The following is a 22,232-nucleotide window of genomic DNA, read 5'->3' on the forward strand; positions in this document are numbered from 1 at the left end:
CTGATCTGGCCGTGCAAGACCGAGGCGGAAAAAATGCTTGTTACGCGGCCAGTTGTACCGCCCCATCCCCTCTGGAACGCAACGATGCTAATCCTTTCGACGATCACGGGAAAGCAGTTATTTAGACCTAGCTAATTCTCTTTCGAAGCCGTCTCACGCCCAAACAAAAACGGCCCCTTGCGGGACCGTTTTCGCATGCGATTGCCGGACAGATCAGGTGAGCGGCGACAACTGGATCTCGACGCGGCGGTTCTGCTCGCGGCCGGCAGCCGTCGCATTGGAGGCGATTGGCCGCGTCTTGCCGAAGCCGGTGACAGCGAAGCGGCGCTGATCGACGCCCTGACCGGACAGATAGTTCGCAACCGCCAGCGCGCGGCGCTGCGACAAATCGAAATTGTGCTGTTCGCCGCCGGTCGAATCGGTATGACCGAACACGTCGACCGTGGTCTGCTTGAATTTCTTCAGCACCAGCGCTACCGAGTTCAGCACCGGATAGAAGCCGGGCTTCACCGCATCCTGATCGACATTGAAGGTGATGTCCGACGGCATGTTGAGGATGATCTGGTCGCCGCTGCGGGTGACGCTGACACCGGTGCCCTCCAGCTGCCGACGCAGCTCGGCTTCGTTCTGATCCATGGTGGCGCCGATGGCGCCGCCGGCCAGCGCGCCGATGCCGGCGCCGATCAAGGCGTTGCGGCGATCATTGCCACCGGCAAGCAGACCAAGGCTGGCGCCTGCCAGGGCACCGAGACCTGCGCCTGCGGCCGTGTTGGAAATCTTCTGGTCGCCCGTATACGGATCGGTGGTGGTGCAGGCGCTCACGAGCAAAGCCGTCGCCACGACGACGAGCACGGTCTTCTTCATAGATGGTCCCTCTCTAAGTCGCGCCTTTCTCGACGGCGCCAAATCAGCCCTTCCGGCGACTTGTACCATGAATTGCGGCGAAAAACGGAACGGGAAAAGCGCCTGCAGCGGCTTTTCCCGGGATCAGTTACCAGAGATTCTTGCCGTCAATGACCACCACTTCCACCTTGTCGAGATTGAAGTCGTCGAACAGCCGCGAGTTGACGCTGATCTTCGGATTGTCGAAATCCGGCTCGCCGGTCGACCAATCCGGCGTCTCGGTGAACGTGCCGCAGCCGCAATTGGCGCAGAAACCGTGCTTCACGGTTTTCGAGCCCCATTCATAGAAGGAGACGTTCTTCAGTGGCGTGATGAGCTTGAACTGCGACGGGGTATAATAGGCCCAGAGCGAGCCGCGTTTCGAGCAGAACGAACAGGTGCATTGCGTCACCGTTTCCGGCGCCTCCGAAACCTCGAATGTCGTCGCCTTGCAGTGGCAGCTTCCCTTGATGGTCATCAACATCACCTCTCCATTGTCCGCCGCCCACGCGGCAGGGCACCATAAAGAAGCGATCCTGACAACTGCCCGTCAGCAGGCTCTAACCTGAACAACAAGCAGCGAAATCAATAGGACGATGGCGGCACGAACAGGCAGATGGTCCTGCCGGCGTCGAGCCCGGCCACATGCGCGCACCAATGATATTCGCCGTCGGGCGAATCCTTGATGCGCCTGTCGCTGTAGGCCAGCACCTCTCCTGTGTCCTTGATGACATAGCCTTCCGGGCGCTCGCCGATCGAGGTCTGCGACACCTCGTGGCAGTCGTAATTCGCACAACAGGCGAACGGATAACTCCAGCCCTGCGGCTTGGCCGCGGTCGGCTTGGCGTCATGCGCCAAGGCCGGCATCGTCAGGACGGCGATCGCTGAGGCGGCGAACAGAGGAAGGAGAACCTGGCCAACCGATGGAACGGCGATGGCCGATCTGGAATTGGCGGCAAACATGACAACGCTCCTTTCAAACGAGGTTTCAAGCGTTTCGCTTGCCCGTTCCCGGAACGTGTCTTCCCAGCGGCCGATCGTCAGCAGATATGCCGCGACCGGCCATAAATGCTTTTGTCTCCTCCTGGCGCAAATGGTGAGCCGAAATGTGAGTCGGCGCAAGAAATTGCTGCTTGACCACCCGCACCTGTGGCGGGACCGGGCAAGACAGCAACAGGTGCCCCTCGACTAAGGCGGATCGTGATCAATGAGGCCCGCGTGGTCCCCACGAAGTGCGAGCGGGCGCAATCGTCTGGTGGTGGGCTGATCTAGTCCAGATCCGCCACGGCCTCACCCGCGCCGCCTTCGATGCGTTGCGACAGCGAGGCTTCCATGAAGTCGTCGAGGTCGCCATCGAGCACGCTCGACGGACTGGTGCTCTCGACACCGGTGCGCAGGTCTTTCACCAGCTGATAGGGCTGCAGTACGTAGGAACGAATCTGATGCCCCCAGCCGATGTCGCTCTTCGACGCCTCGGTGGCGTTGGCAACGGCCTCGCGCTTCTTCAACTCTTCCTCGTAGAGGCGCGAGCGCAGCATTTCCCAGGCCTTGGCCTTGTTCTTGTGCTGTGAACGCTCGGCCTGGCAAGCGACCGCGATGCCCGTGGCGATATGCGTGATGCGCACGGCCGAATCCGTCGTGTTGACGTGCTGGCCGCCGGAACCCGACGAGCGATAGGTGTCGATGCGCACATCCGATTCCGAAACATCGATCTCGATCCTGTCATCAACGACCGGATAGACCCAGATGCTGGAGAAGGACGTATGGCGACGCGCATTGCTGTCATAGGGCGAAATACGGACCAGACGGTGGACGCCCGATTCCGTCTTTAGCCAGCCATAGGCATTGTGGCCCTTGATCAAGAGCGTCGCGGATTTGATGCCGGCCTCTTCGCCGTCATGCACTTCCAGCACCTCGACCTTGAAGCGGCGGCGTTCGGCCCAGCGCGTGTACATGCGCAACAGCATCGAGGCCCAGTCCTGGCTTTCGGTGCCGCCCGCGCCGGCGTGGACTTCGAGATAGGTGTCGTTGGCGTCGGCTTCACCCGACAGCAGCGTTTCGACCTGGCGGGCCTTCGCCTCGCCCTGCATCGAGCGGATTGCCGCCTCGGCCTCGGCGATGACGCCCTCGTCGCCCTCTTCCTCGCCGAGTTCGATCAGGCCGATATTGTCTTCCAGCGCCTGGGTCAGGCCCTTGACCGCCGCGATGCCTTCCTCGAGGCTCTGGCGCTCGCGCATCAGCTTCTGGGCTTCCAGCGGTTCGTTCCAGAGGCTGGCGTCCTCGGCCCGCACATTCAGGTATTCAAGCCGCTTTATGGCCTGATCCCAGTCAAAGATGCCTCCTCAGCAGGGTTATCGCCTGCCTGATCTCGTCGACAATATTCTGCGTTTCCGCGCGCATGGCCTGGTATTTTGTCCTGTTGCTGAAGTGACACTTCGGTCGGCGCGATACATAGGGACGGCGCCGTCATGTGTAAAGCGAAATGGGCCGGCCTCCAGGCCAGCCCAGCGATCCGCATCCTGACCCGTCAGTAAAGCCCGCCGCCGCCGTCCTGGATGGCCTGGTTGGCCTGCGGCGACAGCGCGCCGCCCGAGGCGTTGGAGCCGTCGGCGCCCATGCCGATCACCCAATAGCTGTCGGCGGGACCGGTGCCCGGCTTGAAGGCCTCGATGATGGTGCCCGGATCCCCGGACGCGGCACGCATGCCGGTCTTGCGATTGATGGCGATCAGGTTCATGCCGTCGGGAACCTTGAAGTCGACATTGGGCGTGCCGTCCAGCGCCACGCGCATGAAATCCTTGAAGATCGGGGCGGCGAGACCGCCGCCGGTGGCGCCATGGCCGAGGCCGCGCGGCGTATCGTAGCCCATATAGAGGCCGACGACGAGGTTCGGCGTGTAACCGATGAACCAGGCGTCCTTCTCGTCGTTGGTGGTGCCGGTCTTGCCGGCGATGTGGCGGCCGAGCTCACCAATGGTGGCGCCGGTGCCGCGTTGCACCACGCCTTCCATCATCGAGGTGATCTGGTAGGCGGTCATCGGATCGAGCACCTGCTCGGAATTGTCGACCAGTTCCGGCTCCGGCTGGTTCTTCCACTCAGCCGCGTTGCAGCCTTCGCAGCCGCGCTCGTCCTGCTTGAACACGGTCTTGCCGTAGCGGTCCTGGATGCGGTCGATCAGCGACGGTTTGATCGACTTGCCGCCATTGGCCATGATCGAATAGGCCGAAACCATGCGCATCACAGTCGTCTCGCCGGAGCCCAGCGCCATCGGCAGATACGGCGCCAGATGGTCATAGACGCCGAAGCGCTCGGCATATTCGACGACCAGCTTCATGCCCATGTCATTGGCAAGCCGCACCGTCATCAAATTGCGCGACTTCTCGATGCCGGAACGCAGGGTTGCCGGCCCGGCGACGGTGCCGTCATAATTCTTCGGGGTCCAGGTCGTGTTGCCACTCTGGATGGTGATCGGTCCGTCCATGATCACCGAGGCCGGGGTGTAGCCATTGTCGAGCGCGGCCGAATAGACGATCGGCTTGAACGAGGAGCCCGGCTGGCGCATGGCCTGCGTGGCGCGGTTGAACTCCGACTGGGCGTAGGAGAAGCCGCCGACCATGGCCAGCACGCGGCCGGTGTGCGGATCCATGGCGATCAGGCCGCCTTCCACCTCGGGAACCTGGCGAAGGCTGTAGGTGTTGTCGGAGCCTTCGTTCTTCTGCACGAAGATGACGTCGCCGGGCTTCAGCACATCGGCCGGCGACTTGGCCTTGACCGTCTTGCCGTCGACCAGATGGCGCATGGCAAAGCCCATGTCGTCCTTGCTGACGGTGCCTTCGACGCGTTCCTTGACGATGTCGCCCGACGCCTGGCGTGCGGGCTGCAAGCCGATCGAAAGACCAGTGGCCGAGGCGTCGAGCACGACAGCCAGCGACCATTCGGGAACGTCTTCCAGTCCCTTGACGGCGCCCAGCGGTACGCCCCAGTCACCGGACACGTTGATTGACGTCACCGGCCCGCGATAACCACGCAGCGTATCATATTTCATCAAGCCGTTCTGCATCGCCTTGCGGGCGATGAGCTGGACCTTCGGATCAAGCGTGGTGCGGACGGACAGGCCGCCTTCGTAGAGCGCGTTCTCGCCATAGCGGGCGATGATCTGGCGGCGCACTTCCTCGGTGAAGTACTCGCCGGCGAACAGATAGGTGCCGGTGCGGCGCGGCGTCACGCCGAGCGGCTCGGCCTTGGCCTTGTTGCCTTCCTCACGCGTGACGTAGCCATTCTCGACCATCTGGTCGATGACCCAGTTGCGGCGCTCGATCGCGCGATCGGCATGCTTGAAAGGATGATAGTTGTTGGGACCCTTCGGCAGCGAAGCCAGATAGGCAGCCTCGGCCACGGTCAGCTCGTTCACCGACTTGTCGAAATAGGTGAGCGCCGCGCCGGCGACGCCATAGGCGCCGAAACCGAAGAAGATTTCATTGAGGTAAAGCTCGAGGATACGATCCTTGGGATAGGCCTGCTCGATGCGGAAGGCCAGGATCATCTCCTTGATCTTGCGCTCGTAGGTCTGGTCCGCGGTCAACAGGAAGTTTTTTGCCACCTGCTGGGTGATCGTCGAGGCACCGACCTGCCGCCTGCCCGAGCCGAAATTCTGCAGGTTGACGATGATGGCGCGGCCCAGGCCGGTCACGTCGATGCCGGGGTGGTTGTAGAAGTTCTTGTCTTCCGCCGACAGGAAGGCCGCCTTGACGCGATCCGGGATAGCCTGGATCGGCAGATACAGGCGCCGCTCGCGCGCATATTCGGCCATCAGCGAACCGTCCGAGGCGTGGATGCGGGTGGTCACCGGCGGCTCGTATTTGGCCAGCACCTCGTAGTCAGGCAGATCCTTCGACAGATGGCCGATGTAAATCGCAACGCCCGCCGCGACCAGAAGGGCCAGCGTCGTGCCGATGCCGAAAAAATAGCCAATGAGACGAATCATACCCGCTCCAGTCCTTGGTTCGGGAATTTCCTAAACGAAGCCGCCTTCCACGCAAGCTTTCGAGCCGGTCCCAATCCGTATTCGAAAACCCATGTCGCCACCATGTGGACAAAATACGGCAAGGCCTGATTTCGTGACCGCGTACCGGAAATAAAACGCACCGGGTGTTGTCATCCAGCAACGCCGCCTCTGGTTGCAGGCGCCGCAAGGCATGTCAACCTCCGGTGCCCGCCCCTGCCCGGGCGGAAGCAAACAGCGCGACGGCATTGGTGATGCTTTGCGCGGCCTTGCCGCGCCATTCAGCGTCGAGCAGTTGCGCCTCATCCTTGGCATTCGAGAGATAGCCGAGTTCGACCAGCACGGATGGCACGTCCGGTGCCTTAAGCACCTTGAAGCCCGCGGAACGCTGCGGATTGTTGATGAGGCCGACGCTGGTCGACAGCTGGCCGACCAATGTGTGGGCGAAACTCATCGAGAAGGTGTGTGTCTCACGGCGGATCAGGTCGATCAGGATATCGGTCACTTCCTTGTTGTCGTCCTTGATGACCATACCGGCGAACTGGTCGGAGAGATTTTCGCGGTCGGCGAGCGCCTGCGCCTGCGGATCCGACGCCTTGTCGGAGACGGTGTAGACGGTGGCGCCGCGGATGCCCTTGACGCTGATCGTATCGGCATGGATCGAAATCAGCAGATCGGCCTCATGCTGGCGGGCAATGCGCACGCGGTCATCCAGACGCAGATATTCGTCGGTGTCGCGCGTCATGAAGACATCGTATTTGCCGATGGCCGCGAGCTTGTCGCGCAGTTCCGTGGCGAAGGCCAGCGTGACGTTCTTCTCGATGGTGCCGTTCAGGCCCTCGGCGCCGCCGTCGACGCCGCCATGGCCGGGATCGATGACGACGGTGAAACGGTGGCCTGGATTGGAGACCGGCCCGGTGCCGACCCGCCCGCCCTTGTCGGTCGAAACCGTCGAGCCGGTGGTCAGCGCCTGGTTGGCAAGCGCGGCATCGAACTCCCGTTCGGAGGCCGCCGACATGTCGACGGCGATGCGGTAGCCGGTTCCGTCCTCATTTTTGAGCACATCCAGCTTGTCGACGGCGAACGGTCCCTTGCCGGTCAGGATTAGCCGCGAAACACCTTCGCCGAGCGCGCCCAGGCGCACGCCCTTGACCAGGCCGCGCGGCCTCAAATCCTTGGCGTCGATGGCCAGCCTGGTGTTCGCCAGGTCGATGACCAGACGATTGGGTCCGCGCAGCAAGAACCATTTGATTTCAGGCTCGCGATCGAAGTCCATGACGATGCGCATCTTGGTGGCGTCGCCCGCCATCTTGTAGCCTTTTGCCACCAGCGGCGCGTCGGCGGCATTGGCAACAGAGGAAACCGTCGTGGCAATCGCCACCAGCAGCAGGAAACACAAAGCGCCAAGAATCCGGCCGCCAACACGACATCCCTTGTCTGTGAAGTCCGCCAGTCCCATCTCTCTTCCAGTCGCTCCCGGTTTGGCGCCAGGCGCCCGCTCGTTTGGTCGAAGTGCCGGTTAGGCCGCGAACTCGATTAACGATTGGTATCCAGAGAAGGTTAACCAAGCCTTTTCATGCAAGGTTCGAACCTAGGCTTACGTTACGGAACTGCTTTTTGCCGGCATCGGAAATCGGGGTTGCCTTCCACCCCGCCAAATCATAAAAGCGATAGTGGATCACTGCAATCCTGGAACCGCCCTCCTCCGCAGCTTCCTGCTACAGGGTCAGATGAAAGGCGGCTCCTTTCGCTTCACGCGAAAAGGCTTCAGGTGATTGCGACGAATTTCGCAGGTGTGCTCCCGTGGCGGGGGAATCACCTGCGTGAGGAAAACGGCCGGGTTCGTTCCCGCGCCGGCTCTGTATGAGCAAACAAGCTGGTCCGGTTTCCGGGCTTTGGTTCAAAAGGTTCTGCTGGTGACGATGGCTTCAAGCGCAATCATGGAAAGGTCCGCATCAAACCGCGCCAGTATGGCAGCGGGCGGCACCGCCATGACACGCAGGCACCGTCCGGCGGACATTCAATTATCCGGCACCCACTCTCCAGACACACAGCAGCGGGCTTTGCCCCGCCAGCTGCGGCTGACGGCTGCCGGGGGGAAACGAAATAATGCCCAACAAGATGCTGATAGACGCCTCCCACCCGGAGGAAACACGAGTTGTCGTCGTACGCGGTAACCGTATCGAAGAATTCGACTTTGAATCCCAGGACAAGAAGCAGCTCAAAGGAAACATCTACCTCGCCCGCGTAACGCGCGTCGAACCTTCCCTTCAGGCAGCCTTTGTCGAATATGGCGGCAACCGTCACGGTTTTCTCGCCTTCAGTGAAATACACCCCGACTACTACCAGATCCCGGTCGCCGACCGTCAGGCACTGCTGCGCGCCGAAGCGCAGGAGGCCGAGGACGAAGAGGACGAGGATGGTGACGGCGATGACCGCCAGAGCCGCGATCGCGGACGGCGCGGACGCCGGCGCGGCGGCAAGAGCCGCGACCGCGGTGAGCACAAGCGCGACGCCGGCGAGGCAGGCGAAGGCTCCGGTGAGCCCAGCGAAGGCAGCGACAATGGCGACATCGTCGTCGAGGAGATTTCCCACACCTCGGGGATCATCGAACACGCGGCCGATACATCGGAACATTCAAATCCTTCGGGTCATGCCGAGACGTCAGGCCATGATGAGGGTTCCGCCGAGCAGGACGAAACCGAAACCCGTGAGGGTGGCCCGACATCGATCGCCGCCGCGGTGGAAGGCGATGTGATTTCCGAACCCGTCTCGCAGACGGAACAGGCCACCGAAGCCACCTCCAGCGACAATGATCGCGGCATGCTGGAGGAAGTCCAGTCTTCGCATCCCGATGATCACGAGGTCGAATCGGTCGGCGCCGAGGATGCGCTGGAAGAAGTGCGCAACCGCCGCAAGCCGGTGCGCCGCCAGTACAAGATCCAGGAAGTGATCAAGCGACGGCAGATCCTGCTGGTCCAGGTCGTCAAGGAAGAGCGCGGCAACAAGGGCGCCGCACTCACCACTTATCTGTCGCTCGCCGGCCGCTATTCGGTGCTGATGCCGAACACGGCGCGCGGCGGCGGCATTTCGCGCAAGATCACCAGCGCGGTCGACCGCAAGCGCCTGAAGGAGGTCGTTGCCGATCTCGAGGTGCCGCAAGGCATGGGCGTCATCCTGCGCACGGCCGGCGAAAGCCGCACCAAGGCCGAGATCAAGCGCGACTATGAATATCTGATGCGGCTGTGGGAGAACGTGCGCAATCTCACGCTCCAGTCCACCGCCCCTGCCCTCGTCTATGAGGAAGGCAGCCTGATCAAGCGCTCCGTGCGCGACCTCTACAACAAGGATATCGACGAGATCCTTGTCTCCGGCGAGGAAGGCTACCGCGAAGCCAAGGACTTCATGCGCATGCTGATGCCGAGCCACGCCAAGGTGGTTCAGCCGTTCCGCGACACGACGCCGATCTTCGTGCGCAACGGCATCGAGGCGCAGCTCGACCGCATGCTGCAGCCGCAGGTGACGCTGAAGAGCGGCGGCTACATCATCATCAACCAGACCGAGGCGCTGGTCGCCATCGACGTCAATTCGGGCCGCTCCACCAAGGAGCACTCGATCGAGGACACCGCGCTCCACACCAATCTGGAGGCGGCCGAAGAGGTTGCCCGTCAGCTCAGATTGCGCGATCTGGCCGGCCTGATCGTCATCGACTTCATCGACATGGAGGAGAACCGCAACAACCGCTCCGTCGAGAAGCGGCTGAAGGATCACCTCAAGAACGACCGTGCCCGCATCCAGGTCGGCCGCATCTCGCATTTCGGCCTGATGGAGATGTCACGCCAGCGCATCCGCGCCAGCGTGCTGGAATCGACCATGAAGCCCTGCCCGCATTGCGGCGGCACCGGCCATGTCAGGTCCGATTCGTCGGTGGCGCTGATGGTGGTGCGAGCGATCGAGGAATTCCTGCTCAAGGATTCGCGCAGCCACATCACCGTGCGCACGCCGGCGGCAACCGCGCTCTACGTGCTCAACCACAAGCGCGGCACGCTGGTGGAACTGGAAAGCCGCTTCGGCCTGACCATCACCATCGAGGCCGACGATACGGTTGGCGCGCAGCACTATGCGATCTTCCGCGGCGCCCTGGCTGAAAAGCCGGAAGGCTTCGTCGAAGCGCGCAGCCTGCCGGCCTATGTCGAGCCCGAGGAGCCCGAGGACGAGATTGCCGTCGTCGAGGAAGACGAGGAGGTCTCGGTCCAGGCCGAACAGCCCCGCCAGCAGCCGCAGCAAAACCAGCAGCCGCGGCCTGCCGGCGCCGAGGATGGCGAAGGCCGCGACCGCAAGCGCCGCAAGCGCCGCAGACGTCGCGGCGGCAGGGATCGCGACCGCGAGCATGGCGCCCCGACGGACGGCTCAGCCATCTCCGCTCCGGCAGGCGATTTCGCCGGCGCGGCGGATGCAGCTGGCGATGACGACAGCGAAACGGACGACGCCGCCCCGATCGCTGCCAGCGCCTCTGACGAGGCGGTGCAGGCCGCGGATGACAGCCAGGGCAAGAAGCGCCGGCGCGGCAAGCGTGGCGGCAAGCGCAACCGTCGCGAAGACGGCGAAGGCGAGACCGAGGCAAGCGCCGGCGAAGCGACGGAGGCTTCGGAAGCCGATGCTTCCGAAAGCGAGCCTGCGGCGATCGAGCCGGTGGCTGTTGCTGCTGAGGCGGAGGAGCCGGTGGCCGCGGTGAGCGAAGAGGTGCCGAGCACCGAGAAGCCCAAGAAGCCGCGTCGCGCAGCCAAGCCGAAGAAGGCAGCCGCCGAAGCCGTCGCCGAAACCGCTGTTGTCGAAGCGGCCGCGGAAACGCCGGTCGAAGCTCCGGTGGCGGCTGCTGAAGAGACCGTGGTTGCACCCGTTGCGGAAGAGCCTTCCAAGGCCCGGCCGTCACGACGCAAGCCGGCGGCCATCGACGCGCCTGTCGTGCCGGTGGTTTCCTCGACCGTCGCCAGTGAGCCGGAAGCCAAGGCCGAAGAAAAGCCGAAGCGCGCCGGCTGGTGGCAGCGGAAGGGCTTTTTCTAAGCTTTTCAGCTGGTTGAAGTGATTTTCTGACAAAATCCCGCGCCGATCGAAAGACGGCGCGGGATTTTTCACATCCGGCAGGCTGCGAAAGACTACGGCGCGAAGATTGACCAGTTCATCATCCTGGCCAGCTTTTCCAGCGCGATCGAGCCCAGCTTGGAATTGCCGTTGGCGTTGAGGCCGGGCGACCACACGGCAAGCGACGCCACACCGGGCACGATGCCCAATATGCCGCCACCAACACCGCTTTTTCCCGGAATGCCGACGCGGAAGGCGAAATCGCCGGAGCCGTCATAGTGGCCGCAGGTCAGCATCATGGCGCCGATGCGCCGCGCCCGCTCCGCCGACACCACCTGATATCCGGTCGCCGGATTCTTGCCGCCATTGGCGAGGAAGCGGCCGGCCATCGCCAGTTGCCGGCAGCTCATGGCGATGGCGCAATGGTGGAAATAGACGCCCAGCGCCAGTTCCGGCGCGTGATGAAGATTGCCGAAGGATTTCATGTAGTTGGCGAGCGCGAAGTTGCGGTAGCCAGTGGCGCGCTCGGAGGCCGCGACCTCGCGGTCGATGATGATGGTCTCGTCGTCGGCGAGGAACTGGATGAAGCGCAGGATCTCGCCGATCGCCTCGCGCGGCTGATGGCCGGCAAGCAGGATGTCGGAAATGACGATGGCGCCGGCATTGATGAACGGATTGCGCGGAATGCCGTTCTCGTGCTCGAGCTGGACGATCGAGTTGAACGGATTGCCCGAAGGCTCGCGCCCGACCCGCTTCCACAGCGCGTCGCCGACATTGCCGAGCGCGAGCGTCAAGGTGAACACCTTGGAGATGCTCTGGATCGAGAAGGCCTGATCGGCATCGCCGGCCGTCAGCACGCGGCCGTCATTGGTGACGGCGGCAATGCCGAACTTCCTTGGATCGACCTTACCCAGTTGAGGAATGTAGGTGGCGACATCGCCGCGATCGGTGCGCTCAGTCATTTCGGCGGCGACTTCGGCCAATGCCTGTTCAAGTTTGGGAGCCTGTTCAAGCTTGGGGGCTTGATCAAGTTTGGGGGTCTGTTCGAGTTCCGGCATGGCGCTACCTCAACCAGCGTTCTATGCGCGCTATCGCCTCGACCATGTCGTCATGGCTGCCGGCATAGGAAAACCGCATCGTGCGGTGTCCGGCCTGGGTGTCGAAGTCGCGGCCGGGCGTCGCCGCCACATGCGCCTCTGCCAGCATCTTGCGCGCGAAGGCCATGCTGTCATTGGTATGGCGCGTGACATCGCAAAACGCATAGAAGGCGCCGTCCATGGGTGCTGCCAGCGGGAAGCCGAGTTCCGGCAGGCGTTTCATCAGCAGTTCGCGGTTCCAGGCGTAGCGGCCCTTGACCGCTTCCAGCTCTTCGGTCGCGGCAAAGGCCTCGATCGCCGCGATCTGCGACAGCTCCGGCGGCGAGATGTAGAGGCTCTGCGCGATGCGCTCGACGGGCCTTACCAGCTGTTCCGGCAACACCATCCAGCCGATGCGCCAGCCGGTCATGCAGTAGTATTTCGAGAATGAATTGATCACCGTCACGCTGTTGCCGAAGGCAAGTGCGGTGGTGTCGGGCGCGCCGTAGGCCAACCGGTGGTAGATTTCGTCGGAAATCACGGCGATCCCGAGGGTCTCCGCTGTATCGATCAGCGCCGACAGTTCGTCGGCCGGTATGACGGCACCGGTCGGGTTCGCGGGGCTCGCGAAAAGCACACCCTTCAGCGGCTTCTCGCGATGCGCGGCCTCCAGATGACCGGCATGCAGGTAAGCCGCCTCGCCAAGCTCGATCTCGACCACATCGATGCCGAGCGCCGCCATGATGTTGCGATAGGCGGGGTAGCCGGGCGCCGCGATGGCGACGCGGTCGCCGGGATCGAACATCGCCAGGAAGGCGAGATTGAAGGCCGCCGACGATCCCGTGGTCACCGCGATCCGGGCGGGCTCGACTTCAATCCGATAGTGATCCGCGTAGTGCTCGGCGATCGCCTTGCGCAGGCCAGCCAGCCCCAGCGTGTCGGTGTAGCCGATCCGGCCATCCTGCAAGGCCTTGGCCGCGGCGGCGCGAACCCTTGCGGGCGCCGGATCGGACGGCTGGCCGACCGCCATGGAGATCACCGGCACGCCTTGCGCCTTCAGCCGGTTCGCTTCGGCCAGCACATCCATGGCGTGGATTGGCTCGACATTGCCACGACGTGAGAGCGAAACGACCATTTTATCCCTATCCCGACGGTTGGGCACTCCGAGCCCCGAATGCATGCGCCGCACAAATGCCCGATTGATGTGAGGATCACAAGTTGAGGAAGTTTTTCCGGTGCCGACTTTTCATCTTTCGCCCGCTCGTCTACCAGTGGACACGTCATGTTGAGCCGACCCAAATCGTCGATTGCCAGGATTGCGCGTGTTTTCACGACGCTTTCGCTTGGCGTCGCCGTCGCCGTGGCAAGTTCGGTCACCGCCTTCGCCCAGAGCGTTCCGGTGGTGCGCGATGCCGAGATCGAGGCTTTGGTGCGCGACTATGCGCGACCGATCTTCAAAGCGGCGGGGCTGGCGAATGACGGCATCGACATCGTGCTGGTCAATGATTCCAGCTTCAACGCTTTCGTCACCGGGCGACGCCTGTTCATCAACACCGGCGCGCTGATGACGGCCGAAACGCCGAACGAGATCATCGGCGTCATCGCGCACGAGGCCGGCCATATCGCCGGCGGCCACCAGCAGAAACTGCGTGACCAGCTCGAGCGCGCCAAAACGATGGCCATCATCGCCACCTTGCTCGGCGCGGGCGCGATCGTCGCTGGCGCGACCACCAACAGCCGCGGCCTTGCGGGCGCCGGCATGGGCGTGGCCGCCGGCGGCGGCGAAATGGCGCAACGCAGCATCCTTGCCTACCAGCGCACCGAGGAGATCACGGCCGACCGCTCCGCAATCACCTATCTCAACGCCACCGGTCAGTCCGGCATGGGCATGCTGAAGACATTCCGGCGCTTCCAGACCGCGCTGTCGCTGTCGGGCGCACAGGTCGACCCCTATCGGATCAGCCATCCGATGCCGCAGGAGCGCATCGCCAATCTCGAAGTGCTGGTGAAACAGAGTCCCAATGTCGACAAGCTCGATCCGCCGGCGCTGCAGCAGCGTCATGACATGATGCGGGTGAAGATCGCCGTCTACATGGAAGGCCAGGCCACCGCGGCGCGGCTGATGCAGAAGATGAGAGGCAGCCTCGCCGCGCAGTATGGCGACGCCCAATCGACCTATCTTTACGGCGACATCGCCGGCGCACTCGCCAAGACCAATGCCCTGATCAAGGCTCAGCCGAAGAATGCCTATTTCCAGGAGTTGCGCGGCGACATCCTAATGAAGGCGAACAAGCCCAAGGACGCGGCGGATGCCTACGCCAAGGCGGTCAGCCTCGATCCGGCGCGGTCGGGTCTGCTGCCTGTCTCGCTCGGCCAGGCGCTGATGGCGGTCGGCACGCCTGACACGCTGAAGAAGGCCGTCGTGCAGATCAACAATGGCCTGGGACGCGACAAGGAAAATTCCGCCGGCTATCGCTACCTGGCGCAGGCTTACGGCGAACTGGGTGACATACCAGGCGCCGAGCTTGCCACGGCGGAAGGTCATTTCTATTCCGGTAACTACAAGGATGCGAAGATCTTCGCCATGCGGGCGCAGCAGCAGATGAAGCGCGGCGAGCCGCGCTGGATACGCGCCCAGGATATCATAAACTACAAATCGTCTAACAAGATCTAGTGAACCTTCCGGTCACGCACTGCGACACAGCGAGACCAGGAAACAGGCAAAGGAACGAGAACGATGAAAAAGGCACTGCTGCTGGGCACCACGGGGGTCGCTGTAGTCCTTGCCATGCTGGCTTTCGGTTTCGTGGCCGGCAGCCCACAGATTGCCAAGGCCGGCACGACGCAGCCTGTCCAGACGGCGGCCGAAACCAAGATCGACCGCGCCGAGGTCGAAGGGATCATCCGCGACTATCTCCTGAAGAACCCGGAAGTGCTGCTCGAAGTGCAGGACGCGCTCGAGGCCAAGCAGAAGGAAGAGCAGCGCATCGCCGCGCTCGGCGTCATCAAGGACGCCAAGGACCAGATCTTCAACTCCGCCTTCGACGGCGTCGTCGGCAATCCGAACGGCAAGGTGACGATCGTCGAGTTCTACGACTACAATTGCGGCTTCTGCAAACGCGCCATCGAGGACATGCGGGCGCTGACCAAATCCGACCCGGAGCTGCGCTTCGTGCTCAAGGAATTCCCGATCCTCGGCCCGGATTCGCAGAAAGCCAGCGTCGTTTCGATGGCGTTCCACCTGATGATGCCTGAAAAGTATGGCGAGTTCCACAATGCGCTGCTCGGCGGCCAGGGACGCGCCACCGAGGCGGCCGCGATCAAGATCGCGCTTTCGCTCGGCGCCGACGAGGCGACGCTGCGCGAGAAGATGAAGGATGCTTCGATCCCCGAGGCCTTCTCCAAGACCTATGATCTTGCCAACAAGCTGGCGATCACCGGCACGCCGTCCTATGTCGTCGGCAACGAGGTCGTGTTCGGGGCTCTCGGGCAGGAGGTGTTGGCGGAAAAGATCAAGGCGGTGAAAGCCGCGCTTTGATCGGCCCGGGGTTTTCTTCACGGGCGCATTTCGGCCTGTTGTGGACAGTGAAAGAACGCACTTGCGCTCTTTTCGCGGACGACTATGCCCGGTATAGAGGCCCAGCGCGCCGGTTTGATACCGGCGCCGGAAAAGGTCGGGTTTTTTGAAAACGGTTTTCGTCCTGAACGGTCCCAATCTCAACGCGCTCGGCAAGCGCGAGCCGGGCATCTATGGCGGCAAGACGCTTGCCGCGATCGCCGACGACTGCAAGCAGTTGGGCACCGCGCTCGGGCTCGAGATCGATTTCCGCCAGTCGAACCATGAGGGTGACCTTGTCGACTGGATCCAGGAGGCCGGCGACAAGGCTGCCGGCATCGTCATCAATCCAGGCGCCTACAGCCACACCTCGATCGCCATTCACGACGCTATCCGTTCGGTCGCGCCGCTGCCGGTCGCCGAAGTTCACCTTTCCAACATCCATGCGCGGGAATCATTCCGCCACGTCTCCATGGTCGCGCCGGTCGCTGTCGGCATGATCTGTGGCTTTGGGCCGCTCGGCTACACGCTGGCGCTACAGGCGCTGGCCGCACGCCTATGACCGGCCAACAAACAGAAGGCTCGAAAATGTCGATAAAGAAGACCGGTGTTGACCAGCAACTGATCCGCGATCTGGCGGGTATACTGAACGACACCAACCTGACCGAGATCGAGGTTGAACTGGGCGACCTGAAGGTGCGCGTGTCGCGGCAGGCCCCTGCCGTCCACGCCATCGCGGCACCTCAGCCCAGCTATGCGCCGGCAGCAGCCCAGCCCGCGGTCGCGGCCGCCCCGGCTACGGTCGACGTGTCGAAGAACGCGGTGGCCTCGCCAATGGTCGGCACCGCCTATCTGGCGCCATCGCCCGACGCCAAGCCGTTCATCGAGATCGGCCAGAAGGTCAAGGAAGGCCAGACGCTGCTGATCATCGAGGCGATGAAGACGATGAACCAGATCCCCTCGCCCCGCGCCGGCACGGTCACGGCGATCCTGTTCGAGGATGCGACGCCGGTCGAATACGGCATGCCGCTCGTCGTGATCGAGTAGAGCGGGCCGGATGTTCCAGAAGATCCTCATCGCCAATCGCGGCGAAATCGCGCTTCGGGTGCTGCGCGCCTGCAAGGAACTCGGCATCCAGACGGTGGTGGTGCATTCGACCGCCGACGCCGACGCCATGCATGTGCGGCTTGCCGACGAGAGCGTCTGCATTGGGCCGCCGCCATCGCGCGACAGCTATCTCAACATCCATCAGATCGTCGCGGCCTGCGAGATCACCGGCGCCGACGCCGTGCATCCGGGCTATGGCTTCCTGTCGGAGAACGCCAAGTTCGCCGACATACTGGCCGCGCACAACATCACCTTCATCGGCCCGACCGGCGACCATATCCGCGTCATGGGCGACAAGATCGAGGCCAAGCGCACCGCAAAGCGCCTCGGCATTCCGGTGGTACCCGGTTCCGACGGCGCGGTGACCGACGAGAAGGAAGCCAAGCGCATTGCCGCCGAGATCGGCTATCCCGTGATCATCAAGGCCTCGGCCGGCGGCGGCGGGCGCGGCATGAAGGTTGCCCTTACCGAGGCGGACCTTGAGATCGCCTTGCAGACGGCGCGGTCGGAAGCAGGTGCTGCGTTCGGCGACGACGCCGTCTATATCGAAAAATACCTGCAGAAGCCGCGCCATATCGAGGTACAGGTGTTCGGTGACGGTTTCGGCCGCGGCGTGCATTTCGGTGAGCGCGACTGTTCGCTGCAACGGCGCCACCAGAAAGTCTGGGAAGAGGCCAATTCGCCGGCGCTCAATGCCGAGGAGCGGTCCCGCATCGGCGGCATCTGCGCCAAGGCCATCGCCGATCTCGGCTATTCCGGCGCCGGCACGATCGAGTTCCTCTACGAGAATGGCGAGTTCTATTTCATCGAAATGAACACGCGCCTGCAGGTCGAGCATCCGGTGACGGAAGCGATCACCGGCATAGATCTTGTCCACGAGCAGATCCGCGTCGCTTCCGGCGGCGGACTTTCGGTCAAGCAGGAAGACATCAAGTTCAATGGCCACGCCATCGAATGCCGCATCAACGCCGAGGATCCGCGCACCTTCACCCCCTCGCCCGGCACCATCACGCATTTCCACACGCCAGGCGGTCTCGGCATACGCGTCGATTCCGGCGTCTATTCCGGCTACAAGATCCCGCCCTACTACGACAGCCTGATCGGCAAGCTGATCGTGCATGGGCGCAACCGCGTCGAATGCATGATGCGGCTACGCCGGGCGCTGGATGAATTCGTCGTCGACGGCATCAAGACGACGTTGCCGCTGTTTCGCGATCTGGTCGGCAATGCCGACATCGCCAATGGCGACTATGACATCCACTGGCTGGAAAAATACCTGGCCAAGGAAGAATAGTCCGGGGACGCGATGACCCGTCCTTACGCGCCCGGCTATCGCATCCCCACCGACCTTCTGCTCAAGGCCTACGCTTCGGGCGTCTTCCCGATGGCCGAAAGCGCCAGCGACCCAGAGGTGTTCTGGGTGCGGCCGGAGACGCGCGGCATCATACCGCTCGACGGATTCCACACGCCCAAAAGCCTGAAGAAAGCGATCCGCAAAGGCCCGTTCGACATCCGCTTCGATTTCGATTTCGAGGCGACGATCGACGGTTGTGCGGAAAAGCGCGAGGAGCGGCGCTCGACCTGGATCAACGCGCCGATCCGCGAGGCTTATGTCCAGCTGCACCGCATGGGCCACTGCCATTCCGTCGAGGCATGGCGCGGGGACCAGTTGGTCGGCGGCCTTTATGGCGTGTCGCTCGGACGGGTGTTCTTCGGCGAGAGCATGTTTTCCAAGGAGACGGATGCGTCGAAGGTCTGCCTGGTGCATCTGGTCGAACGCTTGAAGGCGCGCGGCTTCGCCCTGCTTGATACGCAATTCACCACCGAGCACCTCAAGCGCTTCGGCGCGGTCGACGTCCCGCGCGGCAAGTATGAGAAAATGCTGGCCGAGGCGCTGAAGGGTGAAGCGATCTTTTTTCCGTAGGGATCGAGCCCTACTTCCCGGCCGCAGCCTCGATCGGCGTCTGCGAGTGGAACATCATCTTCCAGCCGTTGACGCGATGGACATAGCCGGTGCTGACCAGCGCCGCGTAAGGGTCGCCATTTTCCCGCGTCGCATGCGCCTCGTAGGTCAGCATGACGATGTCGCTGCCGGGTTCGATGATCCCTTTGAGTTCGATATTGAGATCGCGCCAGCGGTTGGGCTTGGTCGCGGTCTTGGCTAGGTCGGCATTGTCCATCGCCTTCGCCATTTGTGGAAAGGCCACCAGGCATTCCGTGTCGGCATTGGCCGCATAGTAGGCAGCATCGCCGGTCCAGAACCCTTTTTCGAGTTCCAGCAGTTCTTTCTTGCTGGCCGTGATTCGCTTGCTGTCCGACATCGAACTATCCTCCGGGGCGCATCGATGCGCATTCGTCCGTGGTCCAACGCATGGTGGCCACGACGGTTCCGAAGGGATCAGTTGGTAGTATCCGGTTCCGTGGGGTCGGACTGTTCCACATCCGGGGTAGCCGCAGGCTTGGCGGCGGCCGGTTTGGTCGCGGCCGGCTTCGAAGCGTCGGCCTTGGTCGCGTCAGCCTTGCTTGCATCGGGCGCCGGCACATCGGACTTCTGCTTGCATTCCTTCAGCCAGACGTCATAGACGGCATGCTCGACGGCGTTGAGACCCGGGCTTTCGGCGAACATCCAGCCGGTGAAGATGCGGCGGATCTTGCGGTCGAGCGTGATCTCGTCGACCTCGACGAAGGAATCGGTCTTCGGTTCCTCGTTCTGCGGCCGGGAATAACAGACGCGCGGCGTCACCTGCAAAGCGCCGAACTGCACCGTCTCGTCGATATAGACATCAAAGGTGATGATGCGGCCAGTGATCTTGTCGATGCCGGCGAACTCGGCAACCGGGTTGGCGATGCGATCAGATCCTGCGGACGCTGCCGGCGCCGGTGCGGCGGGGGCCGCCGGTGCGGGCGACGCCGCAAAGGCCGCGGTGCTGACGGCGAGGCCGGCGGCTAGCGTCAGACCGCCCGTCGATATCCGATTGAAAAAGTTCATATAGGGGTACCGGTGGTTCGCGCCCGGGTGATTCCGTCGATCGCCAAGGCTAGTCGCCGTTTTCTGATCAGCAAGCAGCTAAACACCAATTGTGGCGATAAAGGACCGGCCTGCGCTTCGTGCTGTGACAAGTCGCGGCGGCATTGCAAGCCGTGGCCGTTACGACCCGGGCGTCCAGGCGTCGTAGTCACCCGTGACCTGCGGGCGATGCTGGTTGGTCAGCACCGAGCCCTTCGGGCGGTAGGCCGCCGGCGTGCCGGTCAGATTGGGCTGATGCGGCTTCTGCCAGTCGCGCGGCTTGTAATCGTCACTGGGCGGCGCGAGATCGACGCGGTGATGGATCCAGCCGTGCCAGCCGGGCGGAATGGCCGACGCCTCCGAATAGTTGCGGTAGATGACCCAGCGGCGCGTGCGGCCTTCCGAATCGATACCGCCTTCGTAGTAGACATTGCCGACTTCGTCCTGGCCGACCCGCTTGCCGTACCGCCAGGTGTGCAGGCGTGTTCCCAGCGTCTGGCTGTTCCACCAGGTGAAAAACTGCGTCAGGAAAGTCTTCATCTCAGGACCCTTTGCGCTGGCAGCGCCTGTTTCCTGCTTATGGCGTCAGGCCTTCGGGAAGGCAAGGGTTTTGCCACAGGCAGCGCGCAAATGGCGCGCCTGGGCGCCGACACAAGCCTGTGATCCCCGGAGGCGGCAGGATGCGCGCTTGCCAAGCCTTTGCGCTCTTTCTAAAGCTCAGCGCGCCCATGCGGATCCAAACCGCCCGTGGGCCGAGGGAGGTGACGATTGGCCACGAAACTGCCGACCGCCGACATTCGCATCGGCGCGGAGTTGATTCGCCGCCGCAAGGGCGGCATCCCGTTGGTCTGCCTGACCGCCTACACCTATCCCGTCGCCCGCCTGCTCGACCCGCATGTAGACCTGCTTCTGGTCGGCGACAGCGTCGCCATGGTCCTGCATGGCCATGAGACGACGCTCGGCGCCTCGCTCGAGATGATGATCGCGCACGGGCAAGCCGTGATGCGGGGCTCGGCCAAGGCCTGTGTCGTCGTCGACATGCCAGCCGGCAGCTACGAGGATTCGGCGGAGCAGGCCGTGGCCTCGGCGCGGCGCATCGTCGACGAGACCGGCTGCCAGGCGGTGAAGCTTGAAGGCGGCGTCGAAATGGCCGCGCAGATCGCGGCAATCGTGGCCGCCGGCATTCCGGTCATGGGTCATATCGGCCTGCTGCCGCAATCGGTGGAAAAGGACGGCGGCTACAAGATCAAGGGCCGCACGGACGAGACTATCGCGGCGCTGACGGCCGACGCGCTCGCCGTCGAAGAGGCCGGCGCGTTTTCCGTGGTCATCGAAGGCACAATCGAGGCGGTCGCCGCCGACATCACCCGCCGTATTGCCATTCCAACCATCGGCATCGGCGCCAGCGGCGATTGCGATGGCCAGATCCTGGTGATAGACGACATGGTCGGGCTGACCGTCGACCGCGTGCCGAAATTCGTCAAGGAATACGCCGATCTGCGCGGGGTGATCGCGCACTCCGCCGAGCGCTACGCATCGGACGTGCGAGACCGCACTTTTCCTGGCCCCACCCATGTCTTTTCGAACTCAAAAGCCGCTTCAGGCACGAATGGCGGGGATGAAACATGAGCCGGCCTGACGTCGTCGATAGCGTCGCCGCACTTCGCGCGCGGGTTCGGGACTGGCGGCGCGACGGCCTGCGCGTCGCCATGGTGCCGACCATGGGCGCACTGCATGAGGGGCATCTCTCCCTGATCAGGATCGCCAGGGAAAAAGCCGAGCGCTGCGTGGTGTCGATCTTCGTCAACCCGACGCAGTTCGCTCCGAGCGAGGATCTCGACAAGTACCCGCGCCAGGTCGCCCGCGACCTGGACCTGCTGGCGACGGTCAAGGCCGATCTTGCCTTCACGCCGACGGTCGGCGCGATGTATCCCGCCGGCTTTGCCACCAGGATCTCGGTCGGCGGCCCGTCCGCCGGGCTCGAATCGGACTTCCGCCCCACTTTCTTCGAAGGCGTCGCCACCGTGGTGGCCAAGCTCTTTCTTCAGACAACGCCTGACTGTGCGGTCTTCGGCGAGAAGGATTACCAGCAGCTTTGTGTCGTCAGGCAGCTCTGCCGCGACCTCGACCTGCCCGTCGAAATCATCGGCGCCCCGACCATACGCGACGCGCATGGTCTGGCCATGTCATCCCGCAACGCCTATCTCGATGAGGCTGAACTCGCGGTCGCTCGCCAGTTCAACGTGGTCCTGCACAAGTCGGCGGCGGCACTGGCGTCCGGCACACGTCAAGGTGACGCAACCGGCGAAGCCAGCCGCGCGCTCATCGCCGCCGGCTTCCAGAAGGTCGACTATGTCGAGGCCCGCGAGAGCCTGACCCTGGCGCCCTGGCGCCGCGACCGCGCCGGCCGCATTCTCGCCGCGGCCTGGCTTGGCAAGACGCGGCTGATCGACAATGTTGACGTTCCCGTTGCCTGAGCGGATTGGGCTACACTGCGCTTTGTGCCCTGGCGGGTCGGAA

Annotated in this window: 20 protein-coding genes; 9 read left to right on the forward strand and 11 right to left on the reverse strand. The window is 63.2% G+C overall.

Going from position 1 to position 22,232, the window contains the following annotated elements; translation table 11 throughout:
* Positions 1-213: 213 nt before the first annotated feature.
* The 6 genes from JG746_RS21410 to JG746_RS21435 form a co-directional block, all read right to left on the reverse strand.
* Positions 214-864, reverse strand: a complete 651-nt coding sequence (locus tag JG746_RS21410; protein WP_172229213.1) for an OmpA family protein — start codon at positions 862-864, stop codon at positions 214-216.
* Positions 865-991: 127 nt separating this feature from the next.
* The gene (locus JG746_RS21415) at positions 992-1,360 is read right to left on the reverse strand and encodes a GFA family protein (protein WP_032933394.1); all 369 of its coding nucleotides are present in this window, start codon (positions 1,358-1,360) and stop codon (positions 992-994) included.
* A gap of 107 nt (positions 1,361-1,467) precedes the next feature.
* Complete coding sequence (locus tag JG746_RS21420; RefSeq protein WP_202354557.1) at positions 1,468-1,845, reverse strand: hypothetical protein; 378 nt, start codon at positions 1,843-1,845, stop codon at positions 1,468-1,470.
* A gap of 305 nt (positions 1,846-2,150) precedes the next feature.
* Positions 2,151-3,282, reverse strand: a protein-coding gene (prfB, locus tag JG746_RS21425; RefSeq protein WP_202354558.1) for a peptide chain release factor 2 whose coding sequence is annotated in 2 segments (ribosomal slippage) — positions 2,151-3,215 and positions 3,217-3,282 — 1,131 coding nt in all. Because the reading frame shifts where the segments join, the coding sequence is not laid out codon by codon here.
* Positions 3,283-3,409: 127 nt separating this feature from the next.
* Complete coding sequence (locus tag JG746_RS21430; protein WP_202354559.1) at positions 3,410-5,866, reverse strand: penicillin-binding protein 1A; 2,457 nt, start codon at positions 5,864-5,866, stop codon at positions 3,410-3,412.
* A 214-nt stretch (positions 5,867-6,080) separates the two neighbouring features.
* Positions 6,081-7,343, reverse strand: a complete 1,263-nt coding sequence (locus JG746_RS21435; RefSeq protein WP_202354560.1) for an N-acetylmuramoyl-L-alanine amidase — start codon at positions 7,341-7,343, stop codon at positions 6,081-6,083.
* 650 nt (positions 7,344-7,993) lie between these two features.
* Here JG746_RS21435 and JG746_RS21440 point away from each other — a divergent pair.
* The gene (locus JG746_RS21440; RefSeq protein ID WP_202354561.1) at positions 7,994-10,948 is read left to right on the forward strand and encodes an Rne/Rng family ribonuclease; all 2,955 of its coding nucleotides are present in this window, start codon (positions 7,994-7,996) and stop codon (positions 10,946-10,948) included.
* Positions 10,949-11,040: 92 nt separating this feature from the next.
* Here the strand turns inward: JG746_RS21440 and JG746_RS21445 are convergent, their stop codons facing one another.
* Positions 11,041-12,024 carry a glutaminase gene (locus JG746_RS21445; protein WP_202354562.1) on the reverse strand — a complete coding sequence of 328 codons (984 nt, stop codon included), beginning with the start codon at positions 12,022-12,024 and terminating at the stop codon, positions 11,041-11,043.
* 4 nt (positions 12,025-12,028) lie between these two features.
* Positions 12,029-13,177: a pyridoxal phosphate-dependent aminotransferase gene (locus tag JG746_RS21450; protein WP_202354563.1), complete on the reverse strand. Its 1,149-nt coding sequence runs from the start codon at positions 13,175-13,177 to the stop codon at positions 12,029-12,031.
* A 147-nt stretch (positions 13,178-13,324) separates the two neighbouring features.
* On the opposite strand from JG746_RS21450, the gene JG746_RS21455 reads away from it, so the two are divergent.
* The 6 genes from JG746_RS21455 (at position 13,325) to aat (ending at position 18,629) form a co-directional block, all read left to right on the forward strand.
* Positions 13,325-14,716 carry a tetratricopeptide repeat protein gene (locus JG746_RS21455; protein WP_202354564.1) on the forward strand — a complete coding sequence of 464 codons (1,392 nt, stop codon included), beginning with the start codon at positions 13,325-13,327 and terminating at the stop codon, positions 14,714-14,716.
* Positions 14,717-14,779: 63 nt separating this feature from the next.
* Entirely contained in the window at positions 14,780-15,580 is an 801-nt protein-coding gene (locus tag JG746_RS21460; RefSeq protein WP_202354565.1) for a DsbA family protein, read from the forward strand.
* Positions 15,581-15,725: 145 nt separating this feature from the next.
* Positions 15,726-16,160 (forward strand): type II 3-dehydroquinate dehydratase, encoded by a 435-nt coding sequence (gene aroQ / locus JG746_RS21465; protein WP_095770278.1) that lies wholly within the window; start codon positions 15,726-15,728, stop codon positions 16,158-16,160.
* Positions 16,161-16,186: 26 nt separating this feature from the next.
* Positions 16,187-16,645 carry an acetyl-CoA carboxylase biotin carboxyl carrier protein gene (accB, locus tag JG746_RS21470; RefSeq protein WP_199642604.1) on the forward strand — a complete coding sequence of 153 codons (459 nt, stop codon included), beginning with the start codon at positions 16,187-16,189 and terminating at the stop codon, positions 16,643-16,645.
* 10 nt (positions 16,646-16,655) lie between these two features.
* Positions 16,656-17,999: an acetyl-CoA carboxylase biotin carboxylase subunit gene (gene accC, locus JG746_RS21475; protein ID WP_202354566.1), complete on the forward strand. Its 1,344-nt coding sequence runs from the start codon at positions 16,656-16,658 to the stop codon at positions 17,997-17,999.
* Positions 18,000-18,011: 12 nt separating this feature from the next.
* Positions 18,012-18,629, forward strand: coding sequence for a leucyl/phenylalanyl-tRNA--protein transferase (aat, locus tag JG746_RS21480; protein WP_202354567.1), 618 nt, complete (start codon positions 18,012-18,014; stop codon positions 18,627-18,629).
* 10 nt (positions 18,630-18,639) lie between these two features.
* Here the strand turns inward: aat and JG746_RS21485 are convergent, their stop codons facing one another.
* From JG746_RS21485 to JG746_RS21495, 3 genes are all read right to left on the reverse strand, one after another.
* Complete coding sequence (locus tag JG746_RS21485) at positions 18,640-19,026, reverse strand: hypothetical protein (RefSeq protein ID WP_202354568.1); 387 nt, start codon at positions 19,024-19,026, stop codon at positions 18,640-18,642.
* Between the two features lie 77 nt (positions 19,027-19,103).
* Positions 19,104-19,694: a DUF2155 domain-containing protein gene (locus JG746_RS21490; RefSeq protein WP_202354569.1), complete on the reverse strand. Its 591-nt coding sequence runs from the start codon at positions 19,692-19,694 to the stop codon at positions 19,104-19,106.
* Between the two features lie 159 nt (positions 19,695-19,853).
* Positions 19,854-20,252: an NADH:ubiquinone oxidoreductase subunit NDUFA12 gene (locus tag JG746_RS21495; RefSeq protein WP_202354570.1), complete on the reverse strand. Its 399-nt coding sequence runs from the start codon at positions 20,250-20,252 to the stop codon at positions 19,854-19,856.
* 228 nt (positions 20,253-20,480) lie between these two features.
* Here JG746_RS21495 and panB point away from each other — a divergent pair, with 228 nt between their 5' ends.
* Both panB and panC read left to right on the forward strand, forming a co-directional pair.
* Positions 20,481-21,341 carry a 3-methyl-2-oxobutanoate hydroxymethyltransferase gene (panB, locus tag JG746_RS21500; RefSeq protein ID WP_202354571.1) on the forward strand — a complete coding sequence of 287 codons (861 nt, stop codon included), beginning with the start codon at positions 20,481-20,483 and terminating at the stop codon, positions 21,339-21,341.
* Positions 21,338-22,189 carry a pantoate--beta-alanine ligase gene (gene panC, locus JG746_RS21505; RefSeq protein ID WP_202354572.1) on the forward strand — a complete coding sequence of 284 codons (852 nt, stop codon included), beginning with the start codon at positions 21,338-21,340 and terminating at the stop codon, positions 22,187-22,189. The genes panB and panC overlap by 4 nt, the downstream gene beginning before the upstream one ends.
* Positions 22,190-22,232: the final 43 nt, after the last annotated feature.

The sequence above is a fragment of the Mesorhizobium sp. 113-3-3 genome (assembly GCF_016756495.1).
Classification (GTDB): domain Bacteria; phylum Pseudomonadota; class Alphaproteobacteria; order Rhizobiales; family Rhizobiaceae; genus Mesorhizobium.

Bases quoted from the DNA above. Each gene is read 5' to 3' on its own strand.
- JG746_RS21415 (WP_032933394.1), bottom strand. From the start codon at position 1,360: ATGACCATCAAGGGAAGCTGCCACTGCAAGGCGACGACATTCGAGGTT.
- JG746_RS21495 (WP_202354570.1), bottom strand. From the start codon at position 20,252: ATGAAGACTTTCCTGACGCAGTTTTTCACCTGGTGGAACAGCCAGACG.
- accB (WP_199642604.1), top strand. From the start codon at position 16,187: ATGTCGATAAAGAAGACCGGTGTTGACCAGCAACTGATCCGCGATCTG.
- JG746_RS21440 (WP_202354561.1), top strand. From the start codon at position 7,994: ATGCCCAACAAGATGCTGATAGACGCCTCCCACCCGGAGGAAACACGA.
- JG746_RS21490 (WP_202354569.1), bottom strand. From the start codon at position 19,694: ATGAACTTTTTCAATCGGATATCGACGGGCGGTCTGACGCTAGCCGCC.
- JG746_RS21450 (WP_202354563.1), bottom strand. From the start codon at position 13,177: ATGGTCGTTTCGCTCTCACGTCGTGGCAATGTCGAGCCAATCCACGCC.
- aat (WP_202354567.1), top strand. From the start codon at position 18,012: ATGACCCGTCCTTACGCGCCCGGCTATCGCATCCCCACCGACCTTCTG.
- JG746_RS21410 (WP_172229213.1), bottom strand. From the start codon at position 864: ATGAAGAAGACCGTGCTCGTCGTCGTGGCGACGGCTTTGCTCGTGAGC.
- panC (WP_202354572.1), top strand. From the start codon at position 21,338: ATGAGCCGGCCTGACGTCGTCGATAGCGTCGCCGCACTTCGCGCGCGG.
- accC (WP_202354566.1), top strand. From the start codon at position 16,656: ATGTTCCAGAAGATCCTCATCGCCAATCGCGGCGAAATCGCGCTTCGG.
- JG746_RS21455 (WP_202354564.1), top strand. From the start codon at position 13,325: ATGTTGAGCCGACCCAAATCGTCGATTGCCAGGATTGCGCGTGTTTTC.
- JG746_RS21445 (WP_202354562.1), bottom strand. From the start codon at position 12,024: ATGCCGGAACTCGAACAGACCCCCAAACTTGATCAAGCCCCCAAGCTT.
- JG746_RS21430 (WP_202354559.1), bottom strand. From the start codon at position 5,866: ATGATTCGTCTCATTGGCTATTTTTTCGGCATCGGCACGACGCTGGCC.
- JG746_RS21485 (WP_202354568.1), bottom strand. From the start codon at position 19,026: ATGTCGGACAGCAAGCGAATCACGGCCAGCAAGAAAGAACTGCTGGAA.
- JG746_RS21420 (WP_202354557.1), bottom strand. From the start codon at position 1,845: ATGTTTGCCGCCAATTCCAGATCGGCCATCGCCGTTCCATCGGTTGGC.
- JG746_RS21460 (WP_202354565.1), top strand. From the start codon at position 14,780: ATGAAAAAGGCACTGCTGCTGGGCACCACGGGGGTCGCTGTAGTCCTT.
- JG746_RS21435 (WP_202354560.1), bottom strand. From the start codon at position 7,343: ATGGGACTGGCGGACTTCACAGACAAGGGATGTCGTGTTGGCGGCCGG.